The 15,700-nt window shown below is 63.9% G+C and carries 14 protein-coding genes; all 14 read right to left on the bottom strand.

All coding sequences use genetic code 11. The annotated features are described in order from the left end of the window. Window positions 1-284: 284 nt before the first annotated feature. Complete coding sequence (gene recJ / locus ACY69P_RS05835) at window positions 285-1,982, bottom strand: single-stranded-DNA-specific exonuclease RecJ (protein WP_462326853.1); 1,698 nt, start codon at window positions 1,980-1,982, stop codon at window positions 285-287. A gap of 157 nt (window positions 1,983-2,139) precedes the next feature. After that, entirely contained in the window at window positions 2,140-3,027 is an 888-nt protein-coding gene (locus ACY69P_RS05830) for an HDOD domain-containing protein (RefSeq protein WP_459901392.1), read from the bottom strand. Then, complete coding sequence (locus ACY69P_RS05825; RefSeq protein ID WP_462326852.1) at window positions 3,024-3,887, bottom strand: tetratricopeptide repeat protein; 864 nt, start codon at window positions 3,885-3,887, stop codon at window positions 3,024-3,026. The genes ACY69P_RS05830 and ACY69P_RS05825 overlap by 4 nt, the downstream gene beginning before the upstream one ends. A 19-nt stretch (window positions 3,888-3,906) precedes the next feature. Next, complete coding sequence (gene pyrF / locus ACY69P_RS05820) at window positions 3,907-4,611, bottom strand: orotidine-5'-phosphate decarboxylase (RefSeq protein ID WP_462326851.1); 705 nt, start codon at window positions 4,609-4,611, stop codon at window positions 3,907-3,909. A gap of 13 nt (window positions 4,612-4,624) precedes the next feature. Then, entirely contained in the window at window positions 4,625-5,251 is a 627-nt protein-coding gene (gene gmk, locus ACY69P_RS05815; RefSeq protein WP_404843162.1) for a guanylate kinase, read from the bottom strand. Continuing rightward, on the bottom strand, window positions 5,244-5,510 hold the full coding sequence (locus ACY69P_RS05810) for a DUF370 domain-containing protein (RefSeq protein WP_404843161.1): 267 nt from the start codon (window positions 5,508-5,510) through the stop codon (window positions 5,244-5,246). Before ACY69P_RS05810 ends, gmk begins: the two co-directional genes overlap by 8 nt. A gap of 30 nt (window positions 5,511-5,540) precedes the next feature. Then, complete coding sequence (locus ACY69P_RS05805; protein ID WP_459901398.1) at window positions 5,541-6,422, bottom strand: YicC/YloC family endoribonuclease; 882 nt, start codon at window positions 6,420-6,422, stop codon at window positions 5,541-5,543. A 165-nt stretch (window positions 6,423-6,587) separates the two neighbouring features. After that, on the bottom strand, window positions 6,588-7,940 hold the full coding sequence (gene mtaB / locus ACY69P_RS05800; protein WP_462326850.1) for a tRNA (N(6)-L-threonylcarbamoyladenosine(37)-C(2))-methylthiotransferase MtaB: 1,353 nt from the start codon (window positions 7,938-7,940) through the stop codon (window positions 6,588-6,590). Beyond that, window positions 7,937-8,971 carry a tRNA 2-thiouridine(34) synthase MnmA gene (gene mnmA, locus ACY69P_RS05795; protein ID WP_462326849.1) on the bottom strand — a complete coding sequence of 345 codons (1,035 nt, stop codon included), beginning with the start codon at window positions 8,969-8,971 and terminating at the stop codon, window positions 7,937-7,939. Before mnmA ends, mtaB begins: the two co-directional genes overlap by 4 nt. 76 nt (window positions 8,972-9,047) lie before the next feature. Next, complete coding sequence (gene gatA / locus ACY69P_RS05790) at window positions 9,048-10,517, bottom strand: Asp-tRNA(Asn)/Glu-tRNA(Gln) amidotransferase subunit GatA (protein WP_462326848.1); 1,470 nt, start codon at window positions 10,515-10,517, stop codon at window positions 9,048-9,050. A 37-nt stretch (window positions 10,518-10,554) separates the two neighbouring features. After that, window positions 10,555-10,839, bottom strand: coding sequence for an Asp-tRNA(Asn)/Glu-tRNA(Gln) amidotransferase subunit GatC (gene gatC, locus ACY69P_RS05785; RefSeq protein ID WP_404843156.1), 285 nt, complete (start codon window positions 10,837-10,839; stop codon window positions 10,555-10,557). Window positions 10,840-10,874: 35 nt separating this feature from the next. Further along, the gene (locus tag ACY69P_RS05780; RefSeq protein ID WP_462326847.1) at window positions 10,875-13,070 is read right to left on the bottom strand and encodes an ABC transporter substrate-binding protein; all 2,196 of its coding nucleotides are present in this window, start codon (window positions 13,068-13,070) and stop codon (window positions 10,875-10,877) included. 146 nt (window positions 13,071-13,216) lie between these two features. Continuing rightward, the gene (dnaK, locus tag ACY69P_RS05775; protein ID WP_462326846.1) at window positions 13,217-15,118 is read right to left on the bottom strand and encodes a molecular chaperone DnaK; all 1,902 of its coding nucleotides are present in this window, start codon (window positions 15,116-15,118) and stop codon (window positions 13,217-13,219) included. A 147-nt stretch (window positions 15,119-15,265) separates the two neighbouring features. After that, window positions 15,266-15,700, bottom strand: a 435-nt coding sequence (locus ACY69P_RS05770) for a nucleotide exchange factor GrpE (RefSeq protein ID WP_462326845.1), incomplete at its 5' end; no start/stop codon positions are given.

Here is a 15,700-nt window from a genome sequence, read left to right as displayed (position 1 = left end):
CCCTGAAGATGTGGTGCAGGCGCGCAAACCTGCGCGGCCATGGTGTGCGCCTGTGCGCCACGCATGAGCATGAAAAAGCCGCCGTCCCGGTGAATCGGGGCGGCGGCTTGTGCGTGTGGTAAGAGGCGTCTGCGCGGCGGATGCGCTGTGCGCTGGCTGATTTGGCTTTTCCCACAAGGAGGAATGTCCGGTGTGGGAGAGGAGCGGGGCGGGCCCGCTGTGGGACGCCGCGCGGCGTACGTGCCAGGCGTTGCGCCGGAGGCGCCGGACGCTCCACCCGCCAGCTAGACGGTCTTCCAGTCCTTGATTTGCAGGTCGATGGAGGCCGTGCCGCGGTAGCGGTCAATCTTGGGCGTAAAGGCCAACTGCACGGATGCGCCCTCGATGTGCGGCGGGATATGCTCGGCCTGCCGCCACGCCTTGGCGCTGAGGCAGACGCCGGAGTCCGGCTCCACAAGGTCCAGCTTGACGTGGTTCTTGCCGAACACGCGGCGTCGCTGCACGCGCACTGCGCGGGAGGTGAACACCGGTTCGGCGTTGCCCATGCCGTAGGGCTGGAGGAGTTCCAGTTCCTTGAGCAAGGTGAAGTCGATGTCCGCAAAGGCCAGCTCGCCGTCCACGTAGAGAGTGGGGGTGAGTGGCTCATCGCCGCACTGTTTGGCAACGGCTGCGTCAAAGGCGTCCCGCAGGGCGTCCAGATTGGCTTCCTCAAGGGAGAGCCCTGCGGCCTGTTTGTGCCCGCCAAAGCCGAGGAGGGTGTCTGCGCAATCGCAGAGTCCGGCGTAGAGGTCGAATTCCTTGGTGCTGCGCCCGGAGCCTTTCAGGTGGCCGTTTTCCTGCGTGATGATGAGCGTTGGGCGGTAGTGCGCCTCCACAATGCGCGAAGCCACAATGCCGATGACGCCGGGGTGCCAGTCCGGGTGGTAGAGTACCAGCCCGATGCGGTCCAGTTGCTGTTCAGCTTGTTCCTTGGCCTGCTTGAGGATGGTGTCCTCGGTGGAGCGGCGCTCGGTATTGAGGGTATCCAGCTTGGCGGCAAGGGGGCGCGCGGTGTCGTAGTCTTTGGCCAGCAGGAGCTTCAGCGCGTTTTCCGCTTCGCCGATGCGCCCTGCGGCGTTGATGCGCGGGCCAAGGCCAAAGCCCACCTGTCCTGCGCCAAGGGCGGCGGACGGCGAGAAGCCGCTAGCTTCCTTGAGGGCGGCAACGCCGGGGCGGCGCGCTTCGCCCAGCAGGAGCAGGCCGTTTTTGACGAGGATGCGGTTCTCGCCCTGCAGTTTGACCACGTCGGCCACGGTGCCGAGGGCGACAAGGTCGAGGAATTGGCGCACGTCGATGGGGTCGCCGGGCAGCAGGCGGTTGAGGGCGGCCATCAGCAAAAAGGCCACGCCCACACCGGCAAGGTCCGGGCAGGGGCAGTCCGCAAGGCGCGGGTCCACCACGGCGTCAGCCGCGGGCAGGGCCTCGCCGGGAAGGTGATGGTCGGAGACGACAACCGTCATGCCAAGCTCCTTGGCGCGGGCGATTTCGTCAATGCTGGTGATGCCGCAGTCCACGGTCAGCAGCAGGTCGACGCCTTCGGCGGCGAGGGCTTCAAGGCCTTCGATATTCAGGCCGTAGCCCTCGGTGAAGCGGTTTGGCAGGTGGTGGCGCGCGGTGTAGCCCCGGCGCTCCAAAAAGTCCGTCACCAGCGCTGTGGAGGTGACGCCGTCCACGTCGTAGTCGCCCCACACGGCAAAGGTCTTGCCGGCGGTGAGGCCATCGGCCAGTACCTGCGCGGCGTCCATGAGGCCGGGCAGGGCGTCCAGCGGGGCCAGATGTTTGAGTCCGGGAGTCAGAAAAATATCCATATCCTGCAGGCTGTGCTGGCCGCGTTGCCACAGCAGGTTGGCGATGAGGGGCGTCACGCTGAGTGAGTCGGCCCATGTGGCGATGTCCGAAGGCGCTTCGGAGCCATTGGGGCGGGGAATCCATATTTTCGACATTGATGAAGCCTCGGTGAGTCGTTCGTTATACCGTCACTAGCGGTGTAGTGGTCCTGCGCTGTGGCGTCAACCAGCTGCGGGCGCGGGCGTGTGGCGGGCGCCGCCGTTGGGGATGGCGGGCCACTGCGGGCGGTACGCTCTGGATGGATGCGGGGCGTTAGGTGAGGGCGCGCAGCAGGTCGCTGATGCCTTCGTCTTCGGCGAGTTCGGCAACGTCGGCCATTAGGGCGTCCATGTCGAGGTCGAATTCCTCAAGGATGCCTTCCCATGGTCCGGCGACTTTGCGGTCCGGGCCGTCAAAGCGCACGGCCATGGCGTCCGCGAGGCACAGAATCTTGGCGTGGAGGACGTGGTCCGGGGCATTGGTTGGGGCGTGGTGCCAGTTGACCGGTTCGGTCAGCGACGGCGGCAGATTCATGGACCGCAGAGCCATGGCGCCAACCACGCCGTGCTCCAGCCCCCAGTATTCGTCCTCGGCTTCGGCGATGGAGAGGGATTCGTCCTTGGCCAACTGGGTGATGCGCTCCCAGTCCTCTGGCCGCAGTAGGGCGGTGAGCAGTTTGCCAAAGTCGTGGAGCATCCCCGCCGTGAAGATTTGGTCCGGGATGAGCGGTTCGGCGTCCTTGGCAATGGGCAGGGTGCTGACGTGGCAGGCGATGTGCTTGGCCGTGGCGGCGGTAATAAGCTGATGCCGCCAGTATTTCTTGAGGTCCAACACGCCGCGTTTCATCTTGGCGGCCAGCCCCTTGACGCCAATGCCCAGCACCAGACAGCGGATGGTCTCCAGCCCCAAAAGGGAAACGGCCCGCGCCGGGGATTCTACCTCGGACTGCAGGCCGTAATATGCGGAATTTGCCATGGAGAGGACCTTAACGGTCAGGCCCTGATCGGCGGCGATGCTGTCTGCGATGTCACCAAGGGATGCCTTGGAATCTTCGTCCGTCTGGGCGAACAGGGTCGTGAGAATCTGCGGCGAGAACGGCAGATCGTCCTTGAGCGCTGTGACACTGGACAGAAGTTCGGAGCCCTTGTCATGTGACATCATAGTTGAACATTATAATTCGCGCTGGATTTTTTTGCACCTTTTTTCTTGGGAGCAGGGGGTGTTGCCCCCTGAATGGCGTTGCCTTCGCTGTCCACAAGGCCCTTTTCCTTGAGCCATTCAAGGAACTTTCCGGCCTCTTCGAAGTTGGCGTTCAGTTCAAGGGCCTGCATCAGGCTCTTGGCCGCGCCGCCCCAGTCTTCCTTGTCGAAGCAGACCCGCGCAATATTGTAGTGCAGGTGCTCATCCTCGGTAGAAAGCTCCAGCGCGCGGGCGTAGTAGTCCACGGACTGGTCGAGCATCTTGTTCTTGCGCAGGTTGATGCCGAACTCGTTGAACAGGTGCTTGTGCTCCGGTTCAAAGGCGGCGTCCAGCTTGACGAGGCGCTCGAAGATGTCGTTGGCCTTGGCGTCGTCCCCGCGTTCGAGATAGGTCAGCCCAAGGCCGAAGTTGGCGCGGACGTTTTCCTCGTCGATGCTCAGGGCGTTGTTGAACTCCAGCTCCGCGCTGAAGGTTTCGCCCTTTTCGCGGTGCTTTTCGCCGCTTTCCACGCTCTGCTGGAGCTCCTTCATCTTGGGGAACACGTTGGAGACGTAGAATTCCGGCTCCGGCGAGAACTTCTCAAGGAATTCATCGCGCGGGACGCTGCGCTTGGCGCCGGCGGGGACGTAGTTGACGTTGAGCGGCTGCACGAGAACCGTGCCGTCGTCACCTTCTAGAGCGTACCAGAAGGTTTTCTTGATGGTTTTACGGGTGGTGGTTCCAGTGCCAACCTTCTGCACGGTCTGGGACGAGAACACACCCTTGATGTGATCCTTGTGCCCGGGAGCGTGCGAGCTGTGTTGTGTATGCTCATCAGTCATGACGTACCCCTTTCGTGCGTTATAAAACGACAGACGCCATCTGTTCAAGGAAAACCGCAGTCGCCTCGGCCGGGGAATCTGCGCCAGTGATGGGCCGTCCGGCGACGAGGAAGTCCGACCCGGCGGCAACGGCCTTGGCGGGCGTCATAACGCGGCGCTGGTCGTCGCCTGCTGCGGCAAGGCGGATGCCCGGCGTCAGGCACATGAAGTCCGCGCCGCAGGCGTCCTTGATGGCGGGGGCTTCGTGCCCGGAGCAGACCACGCCGTCCAGTCCGCAGTCTGCGGCAAGGCGGGCGTAGCCAAGCGCCACATCGGCGACGGTGACGCCGTCCGGCAGGGCGAGGTCCGTTTCGTCCATGCTGGTCAGCACGGTGACGGCAAAGAGCAGCGGGGAGCGCCCGGTGATCTGCGCGCCGTCACCAAGGCCTTCACGCGCGGCCATAAGCATGCGGCGGCCACCGCAGGCGTGCACGTTGACCATGTCCGCCCCGGCCACAACGGCGGAGCGGACCGCGCCACGCACGGTGTTGGGGATGTCCATGAACTTGAGGTCCACAAAGACCTTAAAACCCATATCCGTCAGGGCCGTGATGATGCCGGGGCCGGTGGCGGTATACAGCTCAAGGCCGACCTTGACCCATGTCAGGCGGCCCTTGACGCGCTCTGCCATGGCAAGGGCGCTGTCGCTGTCGGGGAAATCGAGGGCGAGGACGAGTTCGGCCATGTACGTTCCTTGTCTATTCGGCTTCGGGTTTGACGTGGAGGATGCGCTCCAGCAATCCGGGCATCAGGCGCGGACGTGTTCCCTCGGCGAGGTAGACGCTTTTGAGCAGCCTGTAGGCAGAGTCGAGGTCATCGTTGATGATCCAGTGGTCGAACTCCGTCGCCTTGGCGATTTCGCCGGGGGCGTTGTCGATGCGGCGGCGGATGGTGTCGTCATCGTCGGTATTGCGGTTTTCCAGACGCTGGCGCAGTGCGGTCATGGTGGGGGGCAGCAGGAAGATGAAGCTGCCTTCGCCCGTGTTCTGCCGCAGCTGGCGCGCGCCCTGCACGTCGATGTCGAACAGGATGTCCTGCCCTTCTTCCAGCAGGTCAAGGATGGCCTGCTTGGGGGTGCCGTAGCAGTTGCCGTGCACCTCGGCCCATTCGGCAAAGAAGCCTTCTGCGGCCAGTGCGCGGAAGCGCTCCATACTGACGAAGTGGTAGTCCACCCCGTCCCGTTCGCCTTCGCGCGCGGGACGGGTGGTGTAGGAGATGGAGAATGAAATACGCGGGAATTCCTCGCGCAGTCGGCGGATGAGCGTGCTCTTGCCGGTACCGGAGGGGGCGCAGATGACCAGCATCAGCCCGCGGCGGTTATTCATTCTCTTCGTCCTCCTGGCTGAAGCGCTGTCCAATCGTCTCGGCCTGAATGGCGGAGAGGATGACATGGTTGGAATCGGAAATGATGATGGAGCGGGTCTTGCGGCCCTGGGTCGCGTCGATGAGGCGGCCCGCCTGCCGTGCGTCTTCGCGCAGTCTGCGCATGGGCGAGGACGACGGGTTGACAATGGCGATAACCCGTGTGCTTACGACAAAGTTGCCGAAGCCGATGTTGAGCAGACCGTTTTTTTGCATAATCATAACTCGTATGTGTTGTGAAGGTTGGCTGTGTTATTCGATGTTCTGGACCTGCTCGCGGCATTTCTCGAGCTCGGCCTTAAAGTCTACCACAAGGCGGCTGACGTCAGTGTCCTGCGCCTTGTTGCCACAGGTGTTGATCTCGCGGAAGCACTCCTGAAGGATGAAGTCCAGCCGCTTGCCTGCGTCGCCGCCGTTTTGCATCACTTCGTCAAGGCGCACGAGGTGGGCGTCTAGGCGGGTAAGCTCTTCGGTGACGTCGATGCGGTCGGAAATGACGGCGATTTCCTGCAGCAGGCGGTCTTGATCCAGTTCCACGCTGTATTTGTCCAGCACGGTCTGCATGCGCTTTTCCACGGTTTCAAAGCGGGTTTCCTTCACCTGCGGGGTGCGCTCCTTGAGCTGGTCCAGCCAGCCGGAGAGGCGCTTAACGCGCACGAGGAGGTCGTCCTTCATGGCTTCGCCTTCGATGTGGCGGGCGTCGTTCCAGTCATCAAGGGCCTTGATGAGGCCTTCTTCCAGACCGGCCTGCAGGGTGGGGTCCGGCTCGCTGGAGCTGTCTTCCCACAAAAAGGACATGCCCATAAGGCGCATGTAGTCCGGCGTAAAGTCGTCGCCGCGCTCGGTGGCGAAGGCGCTGATTTGGTCGAGCATGGCGGTGGCCATGGTGCTGTTCAGCGAAAGGCCAAGGATGTCCGGGCGGGAGATTTGCAGGTTGAGCTGCACATTCACGCGGCCACGGGTGGCGTGCTCGCGGACGATTTTTTCAAACCGTGTCTCAAGGGAGCGGACGCTGGACGGCAAACGCCACTTCAGGTCCAGATGGCGGCCGTTGACGCTGCGGATTTCCCATGCCTGCGACCAGCCGTCACCCTGTGATGCGTAGCGGCCGAAGCCTGTCATGCTTTTGATCATTCTACCCTTTCCTTTGGGGAGGGGAGGCGTTCTCCCCCGTCGTATGTGCTGAAGACGCCCACTGGCGGACCATTGGGCGTCGTGTTCTTTGGATGTAGTGGTGTGGGTGTGTTAGTCGCCTTTTCCCGCGATGTCCATAGGTGTTGGCGCTTTGACACTACAGGCTCACTCTGCGGGGTGAACCAACAGGGTGGTGCCGTCTACCCCCACGGGGCGCGCCGCCACCATGCTGCGCAGCTCGCCGCCCGGAACATCGGCCGTAAAGCGGCAGTCTGCGTAATATTGGCAGATGCCGCGCGCCGGGGACAGCTTTTCCAAAACCACGTCAAGACGCTCCTGCCCGGCCAGTGTGGCAAGGAAGTCCGCCTTCTTGTCCGCCGCCACCTCTCGCAGCTGGCGCGCGCGGTCTTTCTTAACCGCTTGCGGCACCTGCTGGGGATAGCGCGCGGCCGGGGTTCCCGGCCTTTGAGAATACGGGAAAACATGCGCGTAGGAAAGCGGCAAGGCCCTGCAAGCCGCAAGGGTCTGCTGGAAGTCCTCGTCGGTTTCACCGGGAAAGCCTGCGATAAGGTCCGTTCCAAGGCCAAAAAGCGGCCACACGCCGCGCAGGCGCTCCACCCATGCGGCGACCTCGTCCGGGCCGTAGTGGCCACGGCCCATGCGCCGCAGCACCGCCGGAGCAAGGCTTTGCAGGGAAATATGCAGTTGCGGGCTGGTCAGACGCGAGGCGGCCAGCACCTCAAGGGCGCGGTCCGTGAGCTGCGCCGGGTCCAGCGAGCTGATGCGCAGGCGCGCGTTGCCGGCCCAGTCCGGCGCAAGTTCGCCCTCCAGATATTCAAGCAGGTCCCAGAAGTCCGGGGAGCCGGGCAGGTCGCGCCCGAATTGGCGCAGGTTGATGCCCGAGAGTGTGGCCTCGTGCCATCCGGCTTCGAACAGGCGGCGGACCTCGTCGGCAACGCCTTGCATGGGGCGGCTGACCGATGCGCCGCGTGTGCTGGGGATGATGCAATAGGTGCAGCGGTGGGTGCAGCCGTCCTGCACCTTCACCACCGCGCGCACGCGGTTGTAGCCCGTGATGGAAAACTCGGGGAAGTGCGGCGCGGCTGTGTCTGAGCCGTCCGCATGCTGCTGCGCGCAAGAAGGCTCGGGCGTGCAGGATGGCTGGGCGGCGTCGTGAGCCATGGGCAGGGTGAGGAGTTCTTCCTTGCTCGACTGCGGAATGATGAGGGCGTCCTCAAAGTCCTTGGCAAGGTCATCCTGCATCACCTGCGCGGCGCAGCCGGTGATGATGATGCGGGCCTGCGGCGCGGTGCGGCTGAGCTTGCGGGTGCGCTGGCGCAGGTCGCGCACGGCCTGCGCGGTAACGGCGCAGGAGTTCAGCAAAATGATGTCCGCCCCGGCGGGGTCGGCCGCTTCGGCGTAGCCCGCGCTGGTCCATGCCTCGCGGATGGACTGGCTTTCGTACTGGTTGATTTTGCAGCCGAGGGTGGAAATATGGAACGTTTTGACGCTGTTCATGCTGTGATGATGCCACCGGCGAGAACGGTGCCGTCAGCGTCGTAGACGGCGGCCACCTGTCCGGGCGTTGGGCGGGTATGGGGTTCAATGAAGGCAATATGCATGGCGTCCTCGCCAAGGGTCACCGTCGCGGGCTTGGGCCGCTGGCGGTAGCGCGTCTGCACAAGAACCGTCTCCGGCCACTCGTGCGCCGGGACGAGGATATTCACGTCCGTGACTTCGCAGCCGGGGGCGGGAAGCTCGTCCTTGGGGCCGACGATAAGCGTGTTGGCGGCGGTGTTCTTGCCCACCACGTAGAGGGGCTCGGACCATGCCACGCCAATGCCCCGGCGCTGGCCTAGGGTGTAGCGCCACAGGCCATTATGCCTGCCGAGCGCCGTGCCGTCCGCAAGGGTGATGGGACCGGGACCGGGCAGCGTATCCACGCGCGACTGCAAGAAGGTGCAGTAGTCGTCATCCGGCACAAAGCAGATTTCCTGACTCTCGGACGGCAGGGGCGGGGTGATGCCGCGCTCAACCAGCGCGCCGCGCACGTCGGTCTTGTGCCACTCCCCAAGGGGGAGGACGGCGTGGGCCAGCCGGCCTGCTGGGACGAGGGAGAGGAAGTAGCTTTGGTCCTTCACCGGGTCCTCGCCGCGCCGGAGCACCTGCCTGCCGCCTGCGTGGACCATGCGGGCATAGTGGCCGGTGGCGATGCTGTCCGCGCCCATGCTTCGCGCCGCATCAAAGAGCAGGCCGAACTTCATGGCCGGATTGCACCGGGAGCACGGATTGGGCGTTTCGCCGTCCACGTAGGACTGGACAAAGGGCGAGATGACCTGCTCGTCAAACTCCCGGGAGAGGTCAACGGCGGTGAAGGGGACGCCGAGGCTTGCGCACTGGCGCTCCAGCCCCTCAAGGGCCTGCGCCGTGGCGGGCGAAGGCGGAAGAAAGTGGGCGTGCACGGCAAACAGGTCCAGCCCACGCTCCTTGAGCAGAACGAGGGTGAACAGGCTATCCGTACCGCCGCTGACGGCTACCGCTGTCTTCATATGCAGTTCGTTTCTTTTTGCACGTTGTGCAGGATACGTCGAAGCCCCGCAGAGCGGGGCTTCGAGTGATGTCGTTTTATTCCAGGCCCTTTGGCGCGGGCAAGGGGGCCAGTCCGCGCATGAGCGCGCCGGACGCGGCAAGCAATCGGTCTTCCGCGAAGGCCGGGCCGAGAAGCTGGAGGCCAACGGGCATACCCGTGTCCTCGCCAAGGCCGACAGGCAGGGAAATGCCGGGCAGGCCCGCAAGGTTCAGGCTGATGGTGTAGACGTCCATCAGGTACATCTGAAGCGGGTCGTCCGTCTTTTCCTCAAGGCCCCACGCCGTGACGGGCGAAGCCGGACCGCAGATGATGTCGCACTGTTCAAAGGCGTCGAGGTAGTCCTGACGGACCAGACGGCGCACCTGTGCGGCCTTGCGGTAGTAGGCGTCGTAGTACCCGGCGGAGAGCACGTAGGTGCCCAGCATGATGCGGCGTTTGACCTCGTCGCCAAAGCCTTCGCTCCGCGAGGCGGTGTACATGTCGATGAGGTCATGTGCGCCCTGCGCGCGCTTGCCATAGCGGACGCCGTCAAAACGCGCAAGGTTGGAGCTGGCTTCGGCCATGGCGATAATATAGTAGCTGGCGATGCCGTACTTGGTGTGCGGCAGGTCCACGGGCACCAGCTGCGCGCCCAGTTCTTCGGCGCGCTTGATGGCGGCGCGGCAGCCTTTTTCCACTTCGGGAGCGAGGCCGTTGGCCCAGTATTCCTTGGGCATGCCAAGGCGGACGCCCGTCAGGTCCTGCCGCTCGTTGGCGGCGGCCACGTAGTCCGGCACCGGGCAGTCCACGGAGGTGGAGTCGCGCTCGTCGTAGCCCGCAATGGCGGAGAGCAGCAGCGCGGCGTCCGGGACGGAGCGCGTCAGCGGGCCAATCTGGTCAAGGCTGGAGGCATAGGCCACACAGCCGTAGCGCGAGACGCGTCCGTAGGTGGGCTTGAGGCCCACGCAGCCGCAGAAGGACGCAGGCTGGCGGATGGAGCCGCCCGTGTCCGTACCGAGGGAGCCAAAGCACTGCCCTGCGGCCACGCTGGCGGCGGAACCGCCGCTGGAGCCGCCGGGGATGCGGGTGGTGTCCCACGGGTTGCGGGTGACGCCAAAGGCGGAGTTTTCCGTGGAGGAGCCCATGGCGAACTCGTCCATATTGGTCTTGCCGATGATGACCGCGCCGGCGTCGCGCAGGCGGGCCACGGCGGTGGCGTCGTAGAAGGGCGTAAAGTTTTCCAGAATCTTGGAGGCGCAGGTGGTGGGGGCATCCTTGGTGGCAAGGATGTCCTTGACGCTGACGGGCACGCCCCACAGGGGCTTGTCGGCCTGCGGGCCTTCGGCGTCGAGGGCCTTGGCGTAATCAAGGGCGGCCTCGGCCTGAACGGAGGTGAACGCGCCGACGCGGTCCTCTGTGGCCGCGATGCGGTCAAGGCAGGCCTGCGTGGCTTCGGTGGCGCTGATGCTGCCGCTGGCAAGCATGTCGCGCAGTTCTGTCAGTGTCTTTGTGGTCAGCTCGGACATATGTGAATCCTTAAAAAAGAGTCTGTTTGCCGTGGCTCTAGACGATGCGGGGCACGATGAAGGAACTGCCGTCGTGCTCGGGCGCGTTGCCAAGGACGTCCTCGCGCTCGCAGTCGCGGCGGACTTCGTCCTCACGCAGGCGGGAGACGTGCTCCACCGGGGAGTACAGCGGCTCCACGTTTTCGGTGTCGGCTTCGCCCAGCTGGTCCATGTAGTTCAGAATATCGTCAATCTGCCCTGCAAAGCGGGCGAGTTCCTCGTCGCCCAAGCTAAGCCGGGCCAGACGGGCCACAGAAGCGACCTGTTCGGGACTGATTTTCATAACGTGGTCTCCTTAGGGGGGCGTAGACGCCCGTCTTATTGCAGGCTGTCCTGCTGCGCATCTGCGCCGGTTTCGTCGGCGCGGCGATTGAGTTTCTCAAGCAGTGTGCGGACGCGCTGGTCCAGCGTGCCGCTGGTGTTGCCGTTCTTGAGCAGCTTTTTCAGCTCCTCCAGCTCGCTTTTGTCCTTCAGCATCTGCACGCGCTCGGCATGCTGGGCGCGCACGCGGTCAAGGCGGGCCTTCAGGCGGTCCTTGTCCACGGGCACAAAGCCGCTGGACGTGGGTTGGAACAGGAACATCTGCTGATGGGCCTTGCCCGCGTCGTCCCATTGGATGGGAGCCATGCTCCATGTGATGGACTGCGCGTCGTGCACGGCGGAGTTGACGCGGGAGGACCACGTGCTCTTCACCGGGCCGAGGGCCTGCGCAAAATGGACGAAATCGTAGCCGAGGGCAATCCAGAAATCCGGAGCGCCTAACCCGTCCTGCTCAAGGGCGGTGCGCAACTGCTGCGCGGCCGGGGAGGGATTGTCGTCCCACCATGCGCCGGGGAACACCGCAAGGCGGAAGTAGCGCGCCTCGATGTCATTGTCCCGGGCGATGCCCTGCGCCCACAGGGACGGCCCCATAAGCAGCAGGCGGTCTTCGTCATAAAAGAACAGCTGCGGCACCAGCTGCTCGGCCTGCGCCCAGCCGTCCGGCATGAACAGCGCCTTGAAGGGCGGGTTCGGGGGCAGCGGGTCGCCGTTGGCGAGCACAGATTTTTGCTGTTCTTCGCCGTTTTCGTCAAGCTTTGGCGTGTTCACAAGGCGGCGCACCGGCGCCCCCCACTTGGTGGGAGCGGACGGCGGATAGCTTTCGGTTGCGTTCACGCTGGCAAGACGCGCTTCGGCCTCCGCACGGAAAATCTCCGTCAGGCGCGTGCCGAACGGCTCATCCGGGTGCAGGGCCGCAAGGTCGGTGATGCCGTAGGCATCAACGGCAAGGTCCAAGAGGGTGCTGACCTGATCCTGCGGGCTGGAGAAAAAGCGCCATGCGTCGCGGCCCTCGCGGGCGCTGCCGAGGCTGGGCAGAAAGGCAAAGTAGGGCCTCTCGTCCGTCAGGCCGTTGGCGTGGATGGTCTTAAAGGTGCTGATGCGCAGGGGACCGCCCACCACACGGATCGTGTCCGGCAGGGCCGCCAGCTTCTGCTGCCAGCCATGGGCGGCGGTGTTGATGACACGGATGTTCATGTGCCCACCCTGCATCAGGATGCGCCACTGGGCCACGCCCGCGCCGCGCAGAATCTTCCAGCCGATTTCGCCGTAGGGACCGGACAGGGGCAGGGCAAGGGCGATGCCGCCGGCCTCTTCGGGCACGTCGCGCTGCTCCAGAAGCGGGGCAAGGATGCTGCTGACCAGTCCCTTGTCCGCAAAGTTCCCCTCGCGGGAGAGGCGGCTCAGGCTATGCCACGCGCTGGACCACGTGTCCTCATTCAGGGCGAGGCGGCGGGCTTTTTCCAGACGGATGATGGTGTAGGGAAAGTCGTTTTGCCGGGAGGGGGGAATGATGTCCACGAGGGCGTCAAGGATGTCTGCCCGCTCGTCGCGCAGTTCCACGGCAAGGGCGCGTTCCAGCTGACCATGGGACAGCTCCGCGGGTTCGGGGGAGTTGGCATAGATGCCATCCAGCGTGCGCATGGCATTGTCCAGCTCCTGATCCACCCACTGCAGGCGCGCCAAGGTGATGCCTGCCTTAAAGCGCAGTTCCCACGGGCGGCTGTCGTCGTGCAGCAGGCCGGTGAGGTGCCGGCGGACTTCGGCGCGCTTGCCCAGCAGGTCCATGGCGTCGGCAAAGATGATGTGCCAGTCCCACGCGTCGCGGACCGTGGGGTCGGTGGTGGCCAGCGTGTCCAGTGCGTCCAGCGCAATGTGGGCGTGGCCGTTTTTGACGGCGCTCTGCCCAAGGCGCATCAGGGCAAGGCGCTCATCAGCGGCGGCAAGGCCGCCACGCTCCAAAAGGCGCGCATAGAGCATTTCGCTCTCGCTGTAGTCCTTGGCCTTCCATGCGTTTTCGGCCCGCTGGTCCAGCGGAAGGGCGCGCGGCGTGCCGGGCATGGGCTCTGGTGTGGTGGGGAGGGATTTCTTGCCACAGCCAAGGGCCGTCACAAGAAACAGGAGCATCAGAAACAGGGCGGCATAGCGGGCCGCTGGCGAATATGGGGAACGGTCGCGTGCGTTTTTCATCGGCATAAGTGGTGTTCGGGGTGTCGCCGCTATGGGCTGGATATAAAAATCGGCCTGTCCGCCCATGATGAGCGGACAGGCCAAGCTATACCCGTTCCAGAGCGAAGGCAAGCGCGGGGCCGGTGGCCCCGCGGTACTTCGCCGAATGGTTTTTAGACTTCCTTGTAGTCGGCATCAACGACGTCATCGTCGTCCTTGGCTGCGCCGCCAGCCTGTGCGCCGCCAGCCTGAGCACCGGCGTCCTGACCGTCCTGCTGCTGGGCATAGAGCTGCTCAGCCAGCTTGTGGGAGGCTTCGGCGAGGGCGCTGGTTGCGGCTTCAATTTCGGCGAGGTCGTCGCCTTCCATGGCCTTCTTCAGCGCTTCAACCTTGGTCTCGATGTCGGTCTTCACGGCGCTGTCGAGCTTGTCGCCCAGGTCCGTGATGGACTTCTCGGTGGTGTAGATGAGGGTGTCGGCCTGGTTGCGGGCTTCGATGAGCTTCTGCTTGGCCTTGTCCTCTTCTGCGTGGTTTTCAGCTTCCTTGACGAGGTTTTCAATCTCGTCCTCGGACAGACCGCTGGAGGCGGTGATGCGGATGGACTGTTCCTTGCCCGTTCCGGTGTCCTTGGCGGAAACGTTGACGATGCCGTTGGCGTCGATGTCGAAGGTGACCTCAATCTGCGGCACGCCGCGGGGGGCGGCCGGGATGCCGGTCAGCTCGAAGCGGCCAAGGGTCTTGTTGTCCGCGGCCATGGGGCGCTCGCCCTGCAGCACGTGGATGGACACGGAGGGCTGGTTGTCAGCCGCCGTGGTGAAGACCTGGCTCTTCTTGGTCGGGATGGTGGTGTTGCGCTCGATGAGCTTGGTGCACACACCGCCAAGGGTCTCGATGCCGAGGGACAGCGGGGTGACGTCGAGGAGCAGCACGTCCTTCACGTCGCCAGCGAGGATGCCGCCCTGAATGGATGCGCCCATGGCGACCACTTCGTCAGGGTTCACGCTGCGGTTGGGCTCCTTGCCAAAGAACTCGGTGACCTTCTGCTGCACGAGGGGCATGCGGGTCATGCCGCCGACGAGGATAATCTCGTCGATGTCGGACGCGGACAGGCCGGCGTCGGACAGGGCCTTCCTGCAGGGCTCCACGGTGCGGGCCACAAGGTCTTCCACCAGACGCTCCAGCTTGCCGCGGGACAGCTTCACCAGCAGGTGCTTGGGGCCGGTCTGGTCAGCGGTGATGAACGGCAGGTTGACCTCGGTCTCCATGGAGGAGGACAGTTCCTTCTTGGCCTTTTCTGCGGCTTCCTTGAGGCGCTGCAGGGCCATGCGGTCCTGAGAAAGGTCGATGCCGTTTTCGCGCTTGAACTCCTCAACGAGGTAGTCGATGACGCGGTTGTCGAAGTCTTCGCCGCCGAGGAAGGTGTCGCCGTTGGTGGCGCGGACTTCCACGACGTTGTCGCCGACTTCGAGGATGGAAATGTCAAAGGTGCCGCCGCCAAGGTCGAACACCGCAATCTTTTCGTTGGCCTTCTTGTCGAAGCCATAGGCGAGGGACGCGGCGGTCGGCTCGTTGATGATGCGCTTCACCTCAAGACCGGCGATGCGGCCTGCGTCCTTGGTGGCCTGACGCTGCGAGTCGTTGAAGTAGGCCGGAACGGTGATAACGGCCTCGGTAACGGTCTCGCCGAGGTAGGATTCGGCGTCGGACTTCAGCTTCTGCAGGATGTTCGCGGACAGCTCTGCGGGGCTGAGCAGCTTGCCGTCGAGTTCAACGTAGGCATCGCCGTTGGAGTGCGCGGCAATCTTGTAAGGGCAGTTGTCGGCCCAGCCCTTAATGGCCGGATCCTCGAACTTGCGGCCCATCAGGCGCTTAACGGCGAAGACGGTCTTGTCGGAGTTCGTGACGGCCTGGCGCTTGGCCAGTTCGCCCACGAGGCGTTCCTTATCGGTGAAGGCGATGATGGACGGGGTTGTGCGGCCACCCTCAGGGTTGGAGACGCACTTGGGGTCCTTGCCTTCCATCACATAGACACAGGAGTTTGTGGTTCCCAGGTCGATACCGATGATTTTGCCCATATTATGAATTCCTCCTCTTGGAAAAAACTTTCGACGTGAAAAGTCGTTTGTCACTTACGCTGTTCAAAGTAATGCGCCTGACCCGGCTGTAAAGAGGGGAGTGAAAATTTTTTCACCAAAAGCGCAGGCGACGGGGTTGGTTGGGGGCTAGTTGCTCACCACAACCATGGCCGGACGCAGCAGGCGACCGTTGAGCCTGTAGCCCTTTTTCATCAGCGTTGCGACGCGCCCGGCCTCCATGCCTTCGCGCTCTTCCTGCCCCACGGCCTCGTGGATTTCGGGGGAGAATTCTTCGCCCACTTCGCCCAAAGGCTCAAGGTTGTGCCCCGCAAGGGTGTCGAGGAACATCTTGTGCGTCATCTGCACGCCAAGGACGAAGTTCTTGCAGGCTTCGTCGTCAGGTGCGTGCTGCAGGGCAAGGTCCAGGTTGTCCAGAATGGGCAGCATGTCGCCCAGAATCTTGTCGGCGGCGAACTTGCGGAACTCGTCCTTGTCGCGCTCAAGGCGCTTGCGGGTGTTTTCCATATCCGCAAGCAGGCGCAGACGCTCGTCGTCGGCGTGTTTCTTTTCCGGACATTCCGG

Source organism: Desulfobaculum sp. (assembly GCF_054921475.1).
Note: the sequence above shows the minus strand (reverse complement) of the source record. Positions and strands in the feature narration are given on the sequence as shown.